Consider the following 15,407-nt stretch of genomic DNA (forward strand, 5'->3'; position numbering starts at 1 on the left):
GGGGGGTCCAGCTAAATCAATTATTTACAGCGACGGAAGCAGATGAAAACAGCACTGATCACCGGAATCTCGGGCCAGGACGGCGCCTACCTGGCAGAGTTGCTCCTTGAAAAGGGCTACCGCGTCTATGGGACCTATCGGCGCACGAGCTCGGTCAACTTCTGGCGCATCGAAGAGCTGGGCATCCAAAACCACCCGAACCTCGAGCTGGTAGAGTTCGACCTGACCGACGGCGGCTCGGCGATCCGGCTGCTCCAGGCCACGGGCGCGACCGAGGTCTACAACCTGGCGGCGCAGAGCTTCGTCGGCGTCTCCTTCGACCAGCCGGCTACCACGGCGGCGATCACGGGCGTTGGCGCCCTGCATATGCTCGAAGCCATCCGAATCGTCAATCCGAAGGTTCGCTTCTACCAGGCGTCGACCTCGGAAATGTTCGGCAAGGTGCAGGCCGTCCCCCAGAAGGAAGACACGCCGTTCTATCCGCGCAGCCCGTATGGCGTGGCCAAGCTCTACGCCCACTGGATCACGGTGAACTACCGCGAGTCCTACGGCATCTTCGGCTCCAGCGGCATCCTCTTCAATCACGAGTCGCCGCTGCGTGGCCGTGAATTCGTCACCCGCAAGATCACGGACTCGGTTGCCAAGATAAAGCTCGGCAAGCTCGACGTACTGGAGCTGGGTAACCTCGACGCAAAGCGTGACTGGGGCTTCGCCAAGGAATACGTCGAAGGCATGTGGCGCATGCTGCAGGCAGATGAGCCGGACACCTACGTGCTTGCGACCAACCGTACGGAGACCGTGCGCGATTTCGTGACGCTCGCATTTGCTGCGGTCGATATCGACATCGACTGGAAGGGTAGCGAGGAGAATGAGACCGGTACCTGCCGCAAGACCGGCAAGCTACTCGTGAAGATCAACCCGAAGTTCTACCGCCCGGCGGAAGTCGAACTGCTCATTGGCGACCCCACTAAGGCGTTCCAGAAGCTCGGCTGGAAGCCCGAGACCACCCTCGAGAGCCTCTGCAAAATGATGGTCGAAGCCGATCTGCGCCGGAATGAACGTGACGCCTCGTTCTGAGGGCGCGCCCGGCCGGGTGCTGGTTACCGGCCATAAGGGCTTCACAGGTCACTACGTGGCCGCGGCGCTACGCGCGGCGGGATATGAGGTCCTTGGGCTGGTCGAACAGCCCAAGGACCTCGACTCGCCTTCGGTCAACCTGCTCGATCGCGCGGCGGTTGCCCAGTCGGTGGCCGATGCGCGTCCGGATGCTGTCATCCATCTTGCTGCCATCGCCTTCGTGGCTCACGGCGACGCCGATGAGATGTACCGTACGAACGTCGTCGGTACGCGTCACCTGATGGAGTCGCTGGCTGCCCTGTCGACGGCTCCGCGTGCCGTCTTGCTCGCCAGCAGCGCCAATGTCTACGGCAACAGCGATGTAGAGCTGCTGAGCGAGTCGGTAGAGCCGTCGCCGGCGAACGATTACGCCGTCAGCAAGCTCGCGATGGAATACATGGCGAAGCTGTGGTCCGATCGTCTGCCGATCGTTCTCGCAAGGCCCTTCAACTACACTGGCGTGGGGCAGGCGGATAACTTCCTGCTTCCGAAAATCGTCTCGCACTTCCAGCGCGGCGAGCGTGTGATCGAGCTCGGCAATATCGATGTCGCGCGTGACTTCCAGGACGTTCGTTTTGTCGCAGACGCGTACGTTCGCCTGCTGTCCGCGAACGCCGCCGGCCAGACCGTCAATCTGTGCTCGGGGACGTCCGTCTCGCTGATGCAGGTCATCGGCATGATGCAGGAGATCGCCGGCTACGAGATCGAGGTTCGGGTGAATCCCGCGTTTGTCCGTGGCAACGAGGTGGCTCGTCTCACGGGCGACAACCGCCGCCTGCAGTCGCTGGTGGGCCCGCTCGACATCATTCCGTTGCGCACCACGCTCGAGTGGATGTTCGCCTCCAGGAAAATCGCATGAAGTGCTTCAAGGCTTACGACATCCGCGGCCGGGTTCCGGATGAACTCAACGCGGATATTGCTTACCGGATCGGTCGCGCCTTTGCGCGAACGGTGGGCGATGGCGAGGTGGTCGTCGGTTATGACATCCGCCTGGATAGCCCCACGTTTGCAGCCGAAGTGGCCCGGGGCCTCGCCGACGAAGGTCGCCAGGTGATCGATATCGGCCTGTGCGGCACGGAAGAGGTGTACTTCCAGACCGCGTACCGTGGCGTCGCCGGCGGCATCATGGTTACCGCCAGCCACAATCCGATCGACTACAACGGCATGAAGCTGGTGCGCGAAGATGCGCGTCCGATCAGCGGCGACACCGGTCTTCGCGATATCGAGCGCATGGTCGAAGAGAATGCGTTCGATGAGCCGGGTCCGGCTCGCGGCGCTGTCCGTACGGACCACGACAAGTCGGCATATATCGCGCATTTGCTTAGCTATATCGATGTGGCGGCCCTTCGTCCGCTGAAAATCGTGGTCAACGCGGGAAATGGTGGTGCAGGGGCGATCGTGGATCTGCTCGAGACGCACCTGCCTTTCACCTTTGTCCGCGTGAACCACGAGCCAGATGGCACTTTCCCGAACGGTATTCCCAATCCTCTCCTGCCGGAGAATCGCGATGCGACGGCGAAGGCCGTGGTCGCTTCGGGTGCGGATATGGGCATCGCCTGGGACGGCGACTTTGATCGCTGCTTCCTGTTCGACGCACAGGGCGGCTTCATCGAGGGCTATTACATCGTTGGCCTGCTTGCCGCCCAGTTGCTCGAGAAGCACCCAGGTTCGAAGATCATCCACGATCCGCGCCTCACCTGGAACACCGTCGACATGGTCGCGGCGGCTGGCGGTATCGCTGTCGAGAGTAAAACGGGCCACGCATTCATCAAGGAGCGCATGCGCTCCGAGGATGCCGTCTACGGCGGCGAGATGAGTGCGCATCACTACTTCCGTGACTTCGCTTATTGCGACTCCGGGATGATCCCGTGGCTGCTCGTGGCCGAACGCATCGGCAAGACCGGTACGTCGCTGACCGACATGCTTGTCGAGCGAATGGCGGCGTATCCGTGCAGCGGCGAGATCAACTTCCGCGTAGACGAGGCCCCGGCGACGGTGGCCCGCATCGTTGCGCATTACAAGGCCGCAGCCGAGAGCATCGAGAATATCGATGGTGTCAGCATGTCGTTCGGCACGTGGCGCTTCAATCTTCGCTCGTCGAACACGGAGCCGCTGCTTCGCCTGAATGTTGAGGCGCGCGGCGATGCGAGGCTGATGGAGGCCAGGACGGCCGACTTGCGTAGCCTCATCGGCGGAACTTCAGCATAAAAAAGCGGGCCACTTCTTAAGTGGCCCGCCGTTCTTCGTCTGAACGTTCGGACTTACGCGCGCCCGTAGACATCCTCGAAGCGCACGATATCGTCCTCACCCAAATAGCTGCCTGACTGCACCTCGATCAGCTCAAGCGGCACCTTGCCGACATTGCGCAGGCGGTGCGTTACGCCCAGCGGAATGTAAGTGCTCTGGTTCTCGGCGAGCAGGAACACCTTCTCGCCACAGGTAACCTCGGCGGTACCCGACACGACGATCCAGTGCTCCGCGCGATGGTGATGCATCTGCAGGCTGAGAACGGAGCCTGGTTTGACGACGATGCGCTTCACCTGGAACCGCTCACCCATATCGATCGAGTCGTAGCTGCCCCAGGGGCGATAGACCTGGCGATGTGCTAGATGCTCGCTGCGGCCCGCGCTGCTGAGCTGGTCGACGATCTTCTTGACGTGCTGGACCTTGTCACGTGCGGCGACGAGGGTCGCGTCGGGCGTGGCGACTATCACGACGTCGTCGAGGCCGATAGTCGCGACCATATGACGCTCGTGAGTGCGCACCAAGGTATTGCGCGTGTCGTGCATGATGACGTCGCCATGAGTCGCATTGCCGTCAGCATCCTTGTGGGCGGCTTCCCACAAGGCGGACCAGGAGCCTATGTCGCTCCAGCGGCAGCTCACTGGAACTACGGCAGCGCGATCGGTCTTCTCCATGACTGCATAGTCGATGGAGTCGTCTGGGACCTCGACCATGGCGGCCTTGTCGAAGCGGACGAAGTCGAGGTCTGGCTGGGCCGAGGCGAATACTTTTATCGTGGCGGCATGGATCGCCGGCGAATGCTTCTGCAGCTCTTCGAGGTAGCGCGAGGCTTTGAACAGGAACATACCGGAGTTCCAGTCGAAATCACCGCTCTCGACGTACTTGGCAGCTGTTTCCGCATTCGGCTTCTCGACGAACTGCGCGACCTTGAAGCCGGCATCGGAAACACCTTCGGCGCGCTTGATGTAGCCGAACCCAGTCTCCGGGGCCTCGGGACGAATGCCGAAGGTAACCAGCCAGTCCTGGGTCGCAAGCGGCGCGGCACGCATGACGGCGGCGACGAAGCTCGCTTCGTCGCCGATCAGGTGGTCAGCCGGCAACACCAGCAGGATGGCGTCTGCGTCATTCCTGGCCGCCTGCATCGCGGCAAGGGCAATCGCGGGGGCCGTATTGCGCGCGGCGGGCTCGAGCAAAATAGATGCCCCGGTCACACCAAGCTCCTGAAGCTGCTCGGCCACCGTGAAGCGGTGGTCCTCGCTGCACACCACGATGGGTGCGCCGGCGTTGCCCAGCTTCCGCGTGCGCTCGACAGTCTGCTGGAAGAGCGTTGTGTCACCGACGAGGGCGAGGAACTGCTTAGGGCGGTTCTTCCGGGAGAGAGGCCAGAGGCGGGTCCCGCTACCGCCGCTGAGGATGACTGGGACAATCATGGGTTCCGCTCCAAGGGTACGTTTACCTGACGATTATAACGGGACCCCGGCCGTCTGGCCGGGGGAATCCGGAACGGCCGTTCAGTCGCAGAGCTCGGCGTCGGGATAGCTCCGGTAGAGCCAGCGGGGCTTGCCCGCCTTGGCGGGGCGGTTGCTCCGGGCCCGGACGAAGATGTATTGCCCCAGGTCGTACCCGCGGTTGGGCGTGGAAAGGATCTGCTCGGCGAGCCGATCTGTCGGGTAGTAGTGATCAGACAGATTCTCGTGCACGTCCGACGAAAACATCAGCTCAAGGTCGAAGCCGAGGTGGTCGAGCATGAGGTGCAACTCGTGCTTGTTGTACTCGCGATTGTGGCGGCCATAGACGCCGTAGCCGGAGATCGGGTCGTAGATGTTCGCCCCCGCCATCATCTTGGCGACGTTCTCGAGTCGGTTCACGTTCGGGGTTGTGAGTACTAGGGTCCCACCCTGTGCCAGCCGCTCCTTAATGCGCCTGAGCGCATTCAAAGGATCCGAGACGAGATGCTCGATAACCTCACAAAAAAGAATGACGTCAAAAAGGCCGTCATACGGGATGTCCTGGACATCCACGTTGTTGTTCAGGTAATCGATCGGGAATGCTTCGCCCGTTGGTGTGTGGACGACGGTCTGTTGTCCGCCACCGCCGTCGACTCCAAAATAATTGCTGCAATGGATGTCGTACTGGCGGAAGCGCTTGAGCAGGATCGTCGTGAAATACGGATTGGCACCAATTTCGAGTAAGCGGCCCGTCTGATCGGGAACGAGGTCCAGCGTGTACAGGAAACGTCGGAAATCTTCGTTCAGGTAGTTGGCGAGCTCGGCCTGGGGGGCTCCGTCCAGGGATAGCTCCCCTAGCCAGGCTCGGAGCGATGCTTCGGTCTCCCCTGGAGGTAACGCCAAGGGCTGAACAATTCCCGTAAAGCGGCTTTCTACAGCAGACGACATCCGAATCCTCCGGCTGAACACAAGACCCGAGTCTAGACGAGTGGCACGTGTTTGGGGCGGCCTCCGGGCCCGACGTAGTATCATGCGACCCGCTCGCGCTGTGCCCCGAAGGGCGCACCAAAGGCGCACCAAGGGCGGAACCTCCGCGCTGGCTGGCGTCGAGTTCGCATACAATCGAAAGAATTAGAGGGGGCGGTTGGCAACGCGGCGGGCTGCGCGCCCCAGTGCCGACACCCGTGGATCCCGAGGAATGGAAATGTCTGTAAATCAACAACGTGTGCTGGTAACCGGCGGAGCTGGCTTCCTTGGGTCCCATCTGTGCGATCGCCTCATCGAGGCCGGCCATGATGTTCTGTGCGTAGATAACTTCTACACCGGCAGCAAGGCCAATGTGGACGGGCTCCTGTCCCATCCGCGCTTCGAACTCATGCGCCACGACGTCACGTTCCCTCTGTACGTCGAAGTCGATCGCATCTTCAACCTGGCGTGCCCGGCATCGCCGGTGCACTACCAGCACGACCCGGTGCAGACCACCAAGACCAGCGTGCATGGTGCGATCAACATGCTTGGCCTGGCCAAGCGCGTCGGTGCCCGCATCTTGCAGGCCAGCACCAGCGAAGTCTATGGCGACCCGGAGATACACCCGCAGGTGGAAGGCTACTGGGGCCGCGTAAACCCGATCGGTATCCGCAGTTGCTACGACGAGGGCAAGCGTTGCGCCGAGACCTTGTTCTTTGACTACTGGCGCCAGCACAACCTCGAAGTCAAGGTCATGCGTATCTTCAATACGTACGGTCCCCGCATGCACCCCAACGATGGGCGCGTTGTCAGTAACTTCATCGTGCAGGCGCTCAAGGGCGAGCCGATCACCATTTATGGCGATGGCATGCAGACTCGCAGCTTCTGCTACGTCGACGACCTCATCGAAGGCATGCTGAGGCTCATGGAATCCCCAGCGGATTTCACCGGTCCGGTGAACATCGGCAACCCGGGCGAATTCACCATGCTCGAGCTGGCCGAGACCGTGGTCGGTCTCGTCGGTGGTACCTCGACCATCGTCTATCGGCCGCTGCCCTCGGACGATCCGAAGCAGCGCCAGCCGGACATCAGCCTGGCAAAGGCGACGTTCGACTGGGAGCCCAAGGTCAACCTCGAGGATGGCCTGAAGGAAACGATCGCGTACTTCCGGCACCGCCTGCAGGCATGAGTACGATGGCGATAACGAAGGTGGTGGTAATGCCGGTGTACGAGGATGTCGAGGCATCCACCCGGCTTTTCCAGGAACTGGCACGGACGCAGGGGGCCGACACCTACATCGTCGCTGTTGACGACGGTTCTGTTCGCCAGCCGCTCGATGTAGCCGCTATCGCGGTTGCAGGCCTTGATGGCGTTGTCGTGAGGCTGCGCCGCAACGTTGGCCATCAGCGCGCCATTGCCATTGGCCTGAGCTACGTCGCCGAGCACTTCGGCGACGACGCGACGGTGATTGTCATGGATTCCGATGGCGAGGACACACCGGAAAGCATTACGGAGCTCTTGGCTGGCCTGTCATCTCCCGACGTCGATGTTGTAGTGGGCGAGCGCAAGAGTCGCGTAGAGTCGGTCAAATTCAAGACGTTCTACGTCGTATACAAAACGCTTTTCTCGCTGCTCAGCGGGCGCAAGATCAGCTTCGGCAACTTCATGGCGGCGAAGATGCCGGCCGTACGTCGACTGGCGTCGATGCAGGAATTGTGGACGCACGTAGCCGCCTGCGTGCTCGGGTCCAAGCTGCGCGTGCAAAGCTGTCCGCTTGATCGCGGCCCGCGCTATGCGGGCAAGAGCAAGATGAATTTCGTCGGCCTCGCGCTTCACGGATTCCGCGCCCTCATGGTCTTTGCTGAAGACGTACTCGTTCGCGTGGGTATCGCCTGCACGCTCGTGGCCGGCCTGTCCGTCGTGGGTGGAATCACCGCGATGCTCCTCAAGGCGCTCGGCTTCGCCACGCCAGGCTGGTTCTCGCTTGCCTTTGGCATTCTTTTGCTAGTGTTCCTGCAGACTGCGGCACTCACGCTGATCATCCTGATGCTGTCCGGCATGATGCGTGGCGGCGGGGTGCTGAGCGTCGGTGGCTATCGCGAGTTTGTCGACGAGGTGCTGCATGCCCGCGAGCGCTAAGGCGGCGCTGGGTGGGCAGGTCGTCCGCTACATCATCAATGGACTCGTCGCGACGGCGGTTCATTTTGGCATGCTGCGCTTCTGCATGGAGGTGCTGCACGTGCCCCTGGCAGGGGAGGCCAACGCCATCGCAGCGTGTTTTGGCATAACCGCCTCGTTCCTGGGTAGCCGCTATTTCGTCTTCCGCGGGCAGGAAGGCAGCGTAGTGAAACAAGGCTCGCTGTTCCTTGGCGTATATGCCGTTATCGCACTGCTGCATGCAACAGTGATGTACGTCTGGGCAGATCGCCTTGGGTTCGACTATCGCGTTGGGTTCGTCCTTGCAACATGCATGCAGATGGCTTTCAGCTTCGTAGCGAACAAACTCCTGGTATTCAAATGAACAAGTATTTACGCGCGCTGGTTCCCTCGGTGGTCTTTGTCGTCGCGTTGTTGGCGATCTATTACATCCACATGCGGTTCTTCCGTGTCAACGTGGTGTTCTACGCCACGATCCTCGACGCTGTGATTGCGGCGGCGCTGGTTATCGGCGCGTTTGCCGCATGTCGCTGGTTTCGAGAGTTCACCGGCCTGGAAGTCGCGCAACTCGTCCTCATCTGGCTGCTCGGCGGCTATGCATTCGCCATTTCGGTACCGACGGTGATCGATCGCTCGCTTTCGTTTTACATCCTCGAGAAGCTCGAGCAACGCGGCGGTGGTATCCGCGAGGATGCGTTCCGGCAGGTGTTCACCGAAGAGTATGTTCGTGAACACCACTTGGTCGAGGTGCGTCTTACGGAGCAGCTCCAGTCGGGGACCATCGTGATCCAGGATGGCTGCGTGAAGCTGACGCCGTGGGGCATGCGCCTCGCCACGTTCAGCCGTTTCTACCGACAGAACCTTTTGCCGACCCATCGCCTGCTGATGGGTCAATACACCGATGCGCTGACCGACCCATTCCGCAACAGCGTGATGGCGACGGACTATCGCTGCCACTGACCGCGAAGGAATCGCGATGCACCCTATCTCTCATTCTCATTCTGCTCATGGCCAGATGGAGAGTGGCTGGGCCTGGCGTTGGGTCGCACCGCTGCTGGTGCTTCTCGTCGGCTTCTGGTTTGTGCCGCTCGCGCAGACCTGCCATCTGGCCTGCGTGCCCGGCGACCTTGGTGATGCACGTTTCAATAGCGTCGTGCTTGAGCATTTCTATCGCTGGGTAACTGGTGCCGATCGCAGTTTCATGAGCCCGTCGTTCTTTTACCCAATGCCGGGCACCCTGACGTTTTCCGACAATCATCTGGGTACCGCTTGGCTCTATTCGGTAATTCGCTCGCTGGGATGGGATCGTTACGACGCTTTCGACCTCTGGTATCTGTCGGGATACCTGGTCAACTTCATCGTCTGTCACGTTGTGCTTCGCAAGTTGCGGTTCTCGCCCTTGGCCAGCGCACTGGGTGCGTTCGCCTTTACCTTCCCGTTGCCCGTCATAGCCACCCATGGGCATGCGCAGCTGACATTTCGTTGCCTGATCCCAGCGGGCCTGCTGTTGTGGCAGCGTTTTCGCGAGACCGGTGAATGGCGGTGGCTCGGCTGGCTCGCACTCGCCACAGTCGCGCAGTTTTACATCGCCATCTATCTTGGCTACTTCATGTTGTTGCTTATCGGCGTGTGGGCCGTGGCTCAGTGGATAGTCGAGGGTTACGGACCACAGCATTGGTTTGAGCAGTGGCGCCGGTGGCAGGAGCCAGCGACTCGGCGACAACTGATTCAGGCCGTGACGATGATCGTCATGGCGGTACTTGCCCTGATCTGGCTCATGCATCCGTACCTTCACTATTCAAAGGTCTACGCATTCCAGCGGGCTCCCGAAGAAATCGTGACGATGCTTCCGCGGCCGCAGAGCTACCTATTGGCCGATGCGTCGACAATTTGGGGTGATTTGAGCCGCCGTTTCGTGACCTCGGTACCGATGCGGCCCGAGCAGCAGATGTTTTTCGGTATTGGCATCCTGGGACTGGTAATCGTTGCACTGATCCACTCGACGCTTCGCATGCGGTGGGTGGCATTCGTTTCCGTCCTGCTGCTTGCGGTACTTACGTTGAGTGTGGGTGGCCATTCGCTGTACATGGTTATCGCGAGGCTTCCCGGCATTACATCGGTTCGGGCGGTCTCACGAATCGTGGTGGTGATGACGCTGCCGGTCGCTTTGTTGGTGGCGATCGGCGTAGATGCCATGAGCTCCGTGAGGACTCACTGGAAGATCCTCGGCGCGGCGCTCGTGGTTATCATGATCGGCGAGTCCGGCGCCACCACCACGATCAAACTGGATATGGAACAAGCCCGAGGACGCATTTCGCATCTTGCCAGCGAGCTTCCTTCGCCCATGCCCGCTCGTGCCATCGTTTTCAATCCTCTGAGGACGGACGTCGCGTCCTACGATTCTGAGCTTGATGGCGTGATCCTGGCACAGGACAAGGGATTGCCTACGCTGAACGGCTACTCGGGGAACATCCCGCCTGGCTACGATCCACGCGGAGACGAAAGTCCCTGTCGGCAGGCGTCGGATCGGCTCGACTCAGCGAAGGCGTTCTTTGCTCAGCGACTCAAGAAGCCCTTTCCCAAGAGCGCGGCGGAGCCGATAGTTATCGTCGGCCAGACGTCCTGCTCGGAAGGCGTTCTGAGCGAAATTCCCGTGAACGAGATCTCCGGGATATCTCTGCGGATCGAGTCTCTGCAGCGAGTGGGTGACTCATACCGCGTCACAGTGGCGATCTCAAATGGGTCGCTTCACGCGTTGGCCGCTTGGTCCGCGCCTAATCCGTTGCGTCTTTCCTGGCAGAAGGTTGGCGACCAAACCCCGATTGATCCTGACGGGTGGATCCCGCGCGTGGACATCGGCGGCGACTCGGACATCATGCCGGCAGAGACTCGCAGGGTAACTTTCACCGTGCCGGTGACTGCAGGTGAACATGGGCATCTGGTCGTAAGCGCGGTTCTCGAAGGGCGGCTGTGGTTGCACGACCGTGGCGTGGCTCCTGCCTCGACGGAGCTGAATGAGCTCGCACCGTGACGAGGGGTAAGGAACGCCTGAGAGGAAGGGATATGAAGACTCTGTTCAAGGCGTGGGAGTGGGCGCTTATCTGCACGGGCTTCATTGTGCTGTTTTTTACCCTGCACCCCACCATTGATGGAGACGGAGCAGTGCGATTCCAGACTGTCCGGGCATTCTTGGGCGGCGATGAGGGGTTCTCGAAGTTTTCCTTTGTGCAGCCAATTCTATCCATGCCCCTTGCATGGCTTGGGCGCTTCGTTGAGGCCGAGCTTGTCGGATTCGTCGCGTGGTTCAACCTTGCCGTATTTGCGGGATTCGGCATCTTCATCTATCGCGAGTTGGCCGCCCGGTACGCGCCGGGCGTTGGCCGTGCCTGGTGGCTGCTGATGTTGTCTGCGTCGATGTTTCCACACCACCTGCAGAACTATTATGGCGAGGTGTTGACGTCTCTGTGTGTGTTCCAGGCCGCGTTGCTATTAGACCGGCGGCCCGCGATATCCGCTGTGTTGTTTGCCCTGGGATGCGTGAATACGCCTGCGTTGCTCCCTTCGCTTGTCGGGTTCGCGGTCATCTTGTTTCTCGTATACAAGAGGAAGGCGCCCCTTGCCGCTGTCGGCATTGCGGTCGCCCTTGTCTTGCTTGAGATGTGGTTCAAGCATGCTGGGCTCGGACAGGGATATCTTTCGGCTGACGAGCACGGCAACGTTACAGTCCTGCCGTATTCTGGAAAGCCGGGTTTCAGCTATCCGTTGCTATTGGGCCTGATGGCCATCACTCTTTCGTTCGGCAAGGGACTGGTATTCTTCATGCCGGCCCTGCTACTTGGCTTGTCCCGCGATGTCCGGAGGGCCACCGGTTTGGATCGGGAGGCTACCTTGGTCGCTTTTATTGCTCTTGCCTTGCCTGTCGTGACCTATGCAAAGTGGTGGGCCTGGTATGGCGGCTCATTTTGGGGGCCCCGCTTCTTTCTTTTCCTGTCGGCCCCCGCATCGCTCCTGCTTGCCGTCGGCCTGCGATCGGCGCGGGCTGAACCGATACGCTGTGCTTTGATGTTGCCGGTCCTTCTGCTCTCGGCGTGGGTTTCGCTGGACGGCTACTTGTTCGGCCAGAGGGAGATGGATGTTTGCTGGGCAAACAACTATGCGCAAGAACATCTTTGCTGGTACGCCCCGGAGTTCAGCGCACTCTGGCGACCATTCGTGACGGGATCTGCGTGGAAGATAATGAGCAACGTCCGTTGGCCGTATGTGTTGTGGCAACTGGTGGTGATTTCCTACCTGGCTCTTCGCTTGGCGGCACCACTTGTCCAGATAACGCGGCGCAGGTTGAATGAAGCCCGGAGTTCGTCTCTCGACAGTCATGCAAGACACGCGTGACCTCGGGATGTGACATGCCGGTGGATAGCTGACGCTTATCCACCGTCGCCGATGTATCTTCCGTCGACTGACCTCTGAAAGGCCGGAACGAACGAGGCCTGGCGACGATCCAGGTAGCCATCGTCCCGATGAACGGGTCGCCTCACACAATCAGTTGGAATGAGCATGACTATGAAAATTGCCGTCGTTGGAACTGGTTACGTAGGCTTGTCAAACGGCGTCCTGCTTTCTAGGGCCAACGAAGTCGTCGCCCTGGACATTGTGGAGAGCAAGGTCAGCATGCTGAACCAGAAGCGCTCCCCGATCGTCGACGCAGAGCTTGAGGCTGCGCTTTCGGGAGGCGGGTTGAACTTCCGCGCGACGCTCGATCCGAAAGATGCCTATGAGGGCGCGTCGTTCGTCGTCATTGCCACGCCAACCGACTACGACCCGGACACCAATTACTTTAATACTAGCTCGATCGAAGCCGTGGTTCGGCAAGTGATCGAGATCAACCCCCGGGCGACCATGGTCATAAAGTCGACCATTCCGGTGGGTTACACGAAGAAGCTGCGCGAGAAGTTCGGGGTGGATAACATCATCTTCTCGCCCGAGTTTCTGAGGGAAGGCAAGGCACTGCACGATAATCTCTACCCCTCGCGCATCATCGTGGGCGATCATTCGCCGGCGGCGAAGATTTTCGCTGGCCTGCTCGAGATGGGTGCCGAGAAAGAGGACGTGCCCGTGTTGTTTACGGACTCAACCGAGGCCGAGGCTATCAAGCTGTTCGCCAATACGTATCTCGCGATGCGCGTATCTTACTTCAATGAGCTGGATACCTATGCGGTAACGCACGGGCTAGACAGCCGGCACATCATCGAAGGTATTTCTCTGGATCCGCGTATCGGTGGTGGCTACAACAACCCTTCCTTTGGTTACGGCGGCTATTGCCTGCCCAAGGACACCAAGCAGCTGCTTGCTAACTACCAGAGCGTTCCGCAGACGCTGATCAAGGCGATCGTCGAGTCGAACACGACGCGAAAGGACTTCATTGCCGACGATATTCTTCGCCGCAAGCCGAAAGTCGTCGGGATATATCGCCTGATCATGAAGAGCGGATCGGATAACTTTCGTTCGTCCAGCATCCAGGGAATCATGAAGCGCATCAAGGCGAAGGGTGTTGAAGTCATCGTCTACGAACCGGTGCTCGAGTCGGAGAGGTTTTTCCACTCAGAGGTCGTGAACGACCTTGTCCGGTTCAAGCAGGAGGCGGATGTCATCATCAGCAACCGTATGTCAGAGTCGCTTGCTGACGTTGCTGACAAGGTCTACACAAGAGACTTGTTCGGCGACAACTGATTTGCGTTGCAACCATAGAAAAGGCCGGGTGCAGACTCCCGGCCTTTTTCAACCTGTGTGGACCTAATAAAACGGACCGCAGGGAGATGACATCCGCTGGTCTAACCCATCAAGGCGCCGCGACATCGACGCTTTCATTGAAGGGTGAGCCTCTTCAGCATGAGCCCAAGCTTGCGACCATCGGAGCTCAGACCAGCTTCCTTTGGTGAGAGTGCATTGGGAAGCGAAAGTGACACGTTGAGCGCGTGATGATCGTTGCGAGCTGCTTCGGGGAGAGTTACCGTCAAGGTGGCGGCATCGGTGAGCGAATACTTCCCCACGGAAACGCCGTCGATTGAAATCTCGACAGCCTGCACGTGACCGTTGGGGCTGAACGGTTGAACGTCGAGCTTGAGCTGCGTCCAGTCAGGGTCGCCCTCCGCCCTGCGACACGTGATCGTTGAGCGACTCCCTTCCGTCCAGCGCCCCCCCTCCTCGGCGTTGCTGAAACCCGTCATCATGCTCGTTGAAAGGAATCCCTTGAAGGAGAAGATTAATGTCTCCCGGCACGCATCGGAAAATCTTGCGCGTATGCACTGCCCGCTGCTCACGACAAAGCCGCCGTCGAGACGGGTCCGAACGCAGCCGTCATCCGACCAAATGCTAGGATTGTTCGTCGAACTGAATATGGCGCCTACGGTTTCGGGTGCCGGAAACTCGCGGTCGTACAATGGCGCGAAGACGTTCCCGTCGCGTGGGGCGCCGAAGATGGCCTGCGATACGAGGTAGTTGGCAACATTGCTCATGTCGCCAAGGACGAGGCCACGAGCGTAGGCTGGGTGTTCGCCGTTAACGGCTCCAATTTCCTTAGCTACCGTGGCGGCGTTTTCCAGGGCTAGAAACGACGGCGCGTCCACGTCGGGACGACTGCCGGAGAACGAAAAGATCCATAATGCAGCGAGAACTATCGCTGGCTGCGACCAGGCAAAAGGCGCGCGCGCTGAATCTTGCGCAGAGCGTTTCGAGAAGAATACGGTCACGAGCAGAGCGATCTCCATCAGGAGAATCGTGGAGAGCCCAAAAGCGTACTTGCGCACCGCGTATTCCGAACCTAGATGCGCGGCTGCTGCGACCGCCTGCAACATGCACAAGAATGCGATTGCGGCTCCCGCAGACCCGATGTGGCGCGCCACGGTCGCTACTCGCGGCAGATGGAAACGATACCAAGGCAGCGAAATCCAGATGAGGGCCAGCGACGCGAGGCCGGTAGTTACGGCGAGTAGCATTAGTCGGGGAAGTGTCGTAACCGAAGAGAGCGGGAGGAAGCCGTTGTTCTCACTGATCGAGCGCGACGCAGCAAATGCCGGGTGCAAGTAGATCGCCGCCGCCCCGATGCCGACAGCGCCTAGCAGCACGGCAGACCGTAGCAGCCAGGTCCGCCTATCCGATAATGCGTGCGCAGAAAGCAGGACTAATCCATATCCCAGTCCTTCGATTGCTGGCACAAGGTGGATGCCGGCCATGAGGACGGCCAGTGCAATCACCACAAACGGCAAGACGATGCCGGATCCCTTGTCGGCCTCTGCACGTGCGCACAATGCGACGATGGCCAGAAAGCACGCTTGCCCAGCTAGTTGCGAGAAGAAATAGTTGACCACGATTTCGTGCCCAACGAGATCTAGACTGATGGTTGCCTGGTTCGCCGCGATGAGGACGACGAAGGTGCAGACGAAGATCCACGATGCACGGCCACGCAGGAGCTGCGACATG

13 protein-coding genes are annotated in these 15,407 nt (G+C 60.0%); 10 read left to right on the plus strand and 3 right to left on the minus strand.

The features are described 5' to 3' along the window. Positions 1–42 precede the first annotated feature (42 nt). The 3 genes from gmd to VM621_RS02770 are packed head-to-tail and all read left to right on the plus strand — an operon-like array spanning position 43 to position 3,324. Positions 43–1,077 carry a GDP-mannose 4,6-dehydratase gene (gene gmd / locus VM621_RS02760; RefSeq protein WP_325467462.1) on the plus strand — a complete coding sequence of 345 codons (1,035 nt, stop codon included), beginning with the start codon at positions 43–45 and terminating at the stop codon, positions 1,075–1,077. Further along, complete coding sequence (locus VM621_RS02765) at positions 1,055–1,975, plus strand: NAD-dependent epimerase/dehydratase family protein (protein ID WP_325467463.1); 921 nt, start codon at positions 1,055–1,057, stop codon at positions 1,973–1,975. Before gmd ends, VM621_RS02765 begins: the two co-directional genes overlap by 23 nt. After that, positions 1,972–3,324, plus strand: coding sequence for a phosphomannomutase (locus tag VM621_RS02770; protein ID WP_325467464.1), 1,353 nt, complete (start codon positions 1,972–1,974; stop codon positions 3,322–3,324). The genes VM621_RS02765 and VM621_RS02770 overlap by 4 nt, the downstream gene beginning before the upstream one ends. 53 nt (positions 3,325–3,377) lie before the next feature. Here VM621_RS02770 and VM621_RS02775 read toward each other — a convergent pair whose 3' ends face one another. Together VM621_RS02775 and VM621_RS02780 are read right to left on the minus strand one after the other, a co-directional pair. Next, a complete protein-coding gene (locus VM621_RS02775; protein ID WP_325467465.1) occupies positions 3,378–4,790 on the minus strand; it encodes a mannose-1-phosphate guanylyltransferase/mannose-6-phosphate isomerase in 1,413 nt (470 codons plus the stop codon). 81 nt (positions 4,791–4,871) lie between these two features. Continuing rightward, positions 4,872–5,756: a class I SAM-dependent methyltransferase gene (locus tag VM621_RS02780; RefSeq protein WP_325467466.1), complete on the minus strand. Its 885-nt coding sequence runs from the start codon at positions 5,754–5,756 to the stop codon at positions 4,872–4,874. Between the two features lie 256 nt (positions 5,757–6,012). On the opposite strand from VM621_RS02780, the gene VM621_RS02785 reads away from it, so the two are divergent. From VM621_RS02785 to VM621_RS02815, 7 genes are all read left to right on the plus strand, one after another. Then, entirely contained in the window at positions 6,013–6,963 is a 951-nt protein-coding gene (locus VM621_RS02785) for a UDP-glucuronic acid decarboxylase family protein (RefSeq protein WP_325467467.1), read from the plus strand. Then, positions 6,960–7,913: a glycosyltransferase gene (locus tag VM621_RS02790; RefSeq protein WP_414674478.1), complete on the plus strand. Its 954-nt coding sequence runs from the start codon at positions 6,960–6,962 to the stop codon at positions 7,911–7,913. The genes VM621_RS02785 and VM621_RS02790 overlap by 4 nt, the downstream gene beginning before the upstream one ends. Next, positions 7,897–8,295 (plus strand): GtrA family protein, encoded by a 399-nt coding sequence (locus VM621_RS02795; protein ID WP_325467469.1) that lies wholly within the window; start codon positions 7,897–7,899, stop codon positions 8,293–8,295. The genes VM621_RS02790 and VM621_RS02795 overlap by 17 nt, the downstream gene beginning before the upstream one ends. After that, positions 8,292–8,891 carry a hypothetical protein gene (locus tag VM621_RS02800; protein ID WP_325467508.1) on the plus strand — a complete coding sequence of 200 codons (600 nt, stop codon included), beginning with the start codon at positions 8,292–8,294 and terminating at the stop codon, positions 8,889–8,891. Before VM621_RS02795 ends, VM621_RS02800 begins: the two co-directional genes overlap by 4 nt. Positions 8,892–8,907: 16 nt before the next feature. Then, complete coding sequence (locus VM621_RS02805; protein WP_325467470.1) at positions 8,908–10,962, plus strand: hypothetical protein; 2,055 nt, start codon at positions 8,908–8,910, stop codon at positions 10,960–10,962. Positions 10,963–10,994: 32 nt separating this feature from the next. Beyond that, entirely contained in the window at positions 10,995–12,320 is a 1,326-nt protein-coding gene (locus VM621_RS02810) for a hypothetical protein (protein ID WP_325467471.1), read from the plus strand. A 171-nt stretch (positions 12,321–12,491) separates the two neighbouring features. After that, positions 12,492–13,658 (plus strand): nucleotide sugar dehydrogenase, encoded by a 1,167-nt coding sequence (locus VM621_RS02815; protein ID WP_325467472.1) that lies wholly within the window; start codon positions 12,492–12,494, stop codon positions 13,656–13,658. Positions 13,659–13,792: 134 nt separating this feature from the next. Here the strand turns inward: VM621_RS02815 and VM621_RS02820 are convergent, their stop codons facing one another. Then, on the minus strand, positions 13,793–15,406 hold the full coding sequence (locus VM621_RS02820) for a DUF7024 domain-containing protein (RefSeq protein WP_325467473.1): 1,614 nt from the start codon (positions 15,404–15,406) through the stop codon (positions 13,793–13,795). Position 15,407 lies beyond the last annotated feature (1 nt).

The sequence above is a fragment of the Luteibacter sp. genome (assembly GCF_035539195.1).
GTDB lineage: Bacteria > Pseudomonadota > Gammaproteobacteria > Xanthomonadales > Rhodanobacteraceae > Luteibacter.

Bases quoted from the DNA above. Each gene is read 5' to 3' on its own strand.
- gmd (WP_325467462.1), top strand. From the start codon at position 43: ATGAAAACAGCACTGATCACCGGAATCTCGGGCCAGGACGGCGCCTAC.
- VM621_RS02765 (WP_325467463.1), top strand. From the start codon at position 1,055: ATGAACGTGACGCCTCGTTCTGAGGGCGCGCCCGGCCGGGTGCTGGTT.
- VM621_RS02770 (WP_325467464.1), top strand. From the start codon at position 1,972: ATGAAGTGCTTCAAGGCTTACGACATCCGCGGCCGGGTTCCGGATGAA.
- VM621_RS02775 (WP_325467465.1), bottom strand. From the start codon at position 4,790: ATGATTGTCCCAGTCATCCTCAGCGGCGGTAGCGGGACCCGCCTCTGG.
- VM621_RS02780 (WP_325467466.1), bottom strand. From the start codon at position 5,756: ATGTCGTCTGCTGTAGAAAGCCGCTTTACGGGAATTGTTCAGCCCTTG.
- VM621_RS02785 (WP_325467467.1), top strand. From the start codon at position 6,013: ATGTCTGTAAATCAACAACGTGTGCTGGTAACCGGCGGAGCTGGCTTC.
- VM621_RS02790 (WP_414674478.1), top strand. From the start codon at position 6,960: ATGAGTACGATGGCGATAACGAAGGTGGTGGTAATGCCGGTGTACGAG.
- VM621_RS02795 (WP_325467469.1), top strand. From the start codon at position 7,897: ATGCCCGCGAGCGCTAAGGCGGCGCTGGGTGGGCAGGTCGTCCGCTAC.
- VM621_RS02800 (WP_325467508.1), top strand. From the start codon at position 8,292: ATGAACAAGTATTTACGCGCGCTGGTTCCCTCGGTGGTCTTTGTCGTC.
- VM621_RS02805 (WP_325467470.1), top strand. From the start codon at position 8,908: ATGCACCCTATCTCTCATTCTCATTCTGCTCATGGCCAGATGGAGAGT.
- VM621_RS02810 (WP_325467471.1), top strand. From the start codon at position 10,995: ATGAAGACTCTGTTCAAGGCGTGGGAGTGGGCGCTTATCTGCACGGGC.
- VM621_RS02815 (WP_325467472.1), top strand. From the start codon at position 12,492: ATGAAAATTGCCGTCGTTGGAACTGGTTACGTAGGCTTGTCAAACGGC.
- VM621_RS02820 (WP_325467473.1), bottom strand. From the start codon at position 15,406: ATGTCGCAGCTCCTGCGTGGCCGTGCATCGTGGATCTTCGTCTGCACC.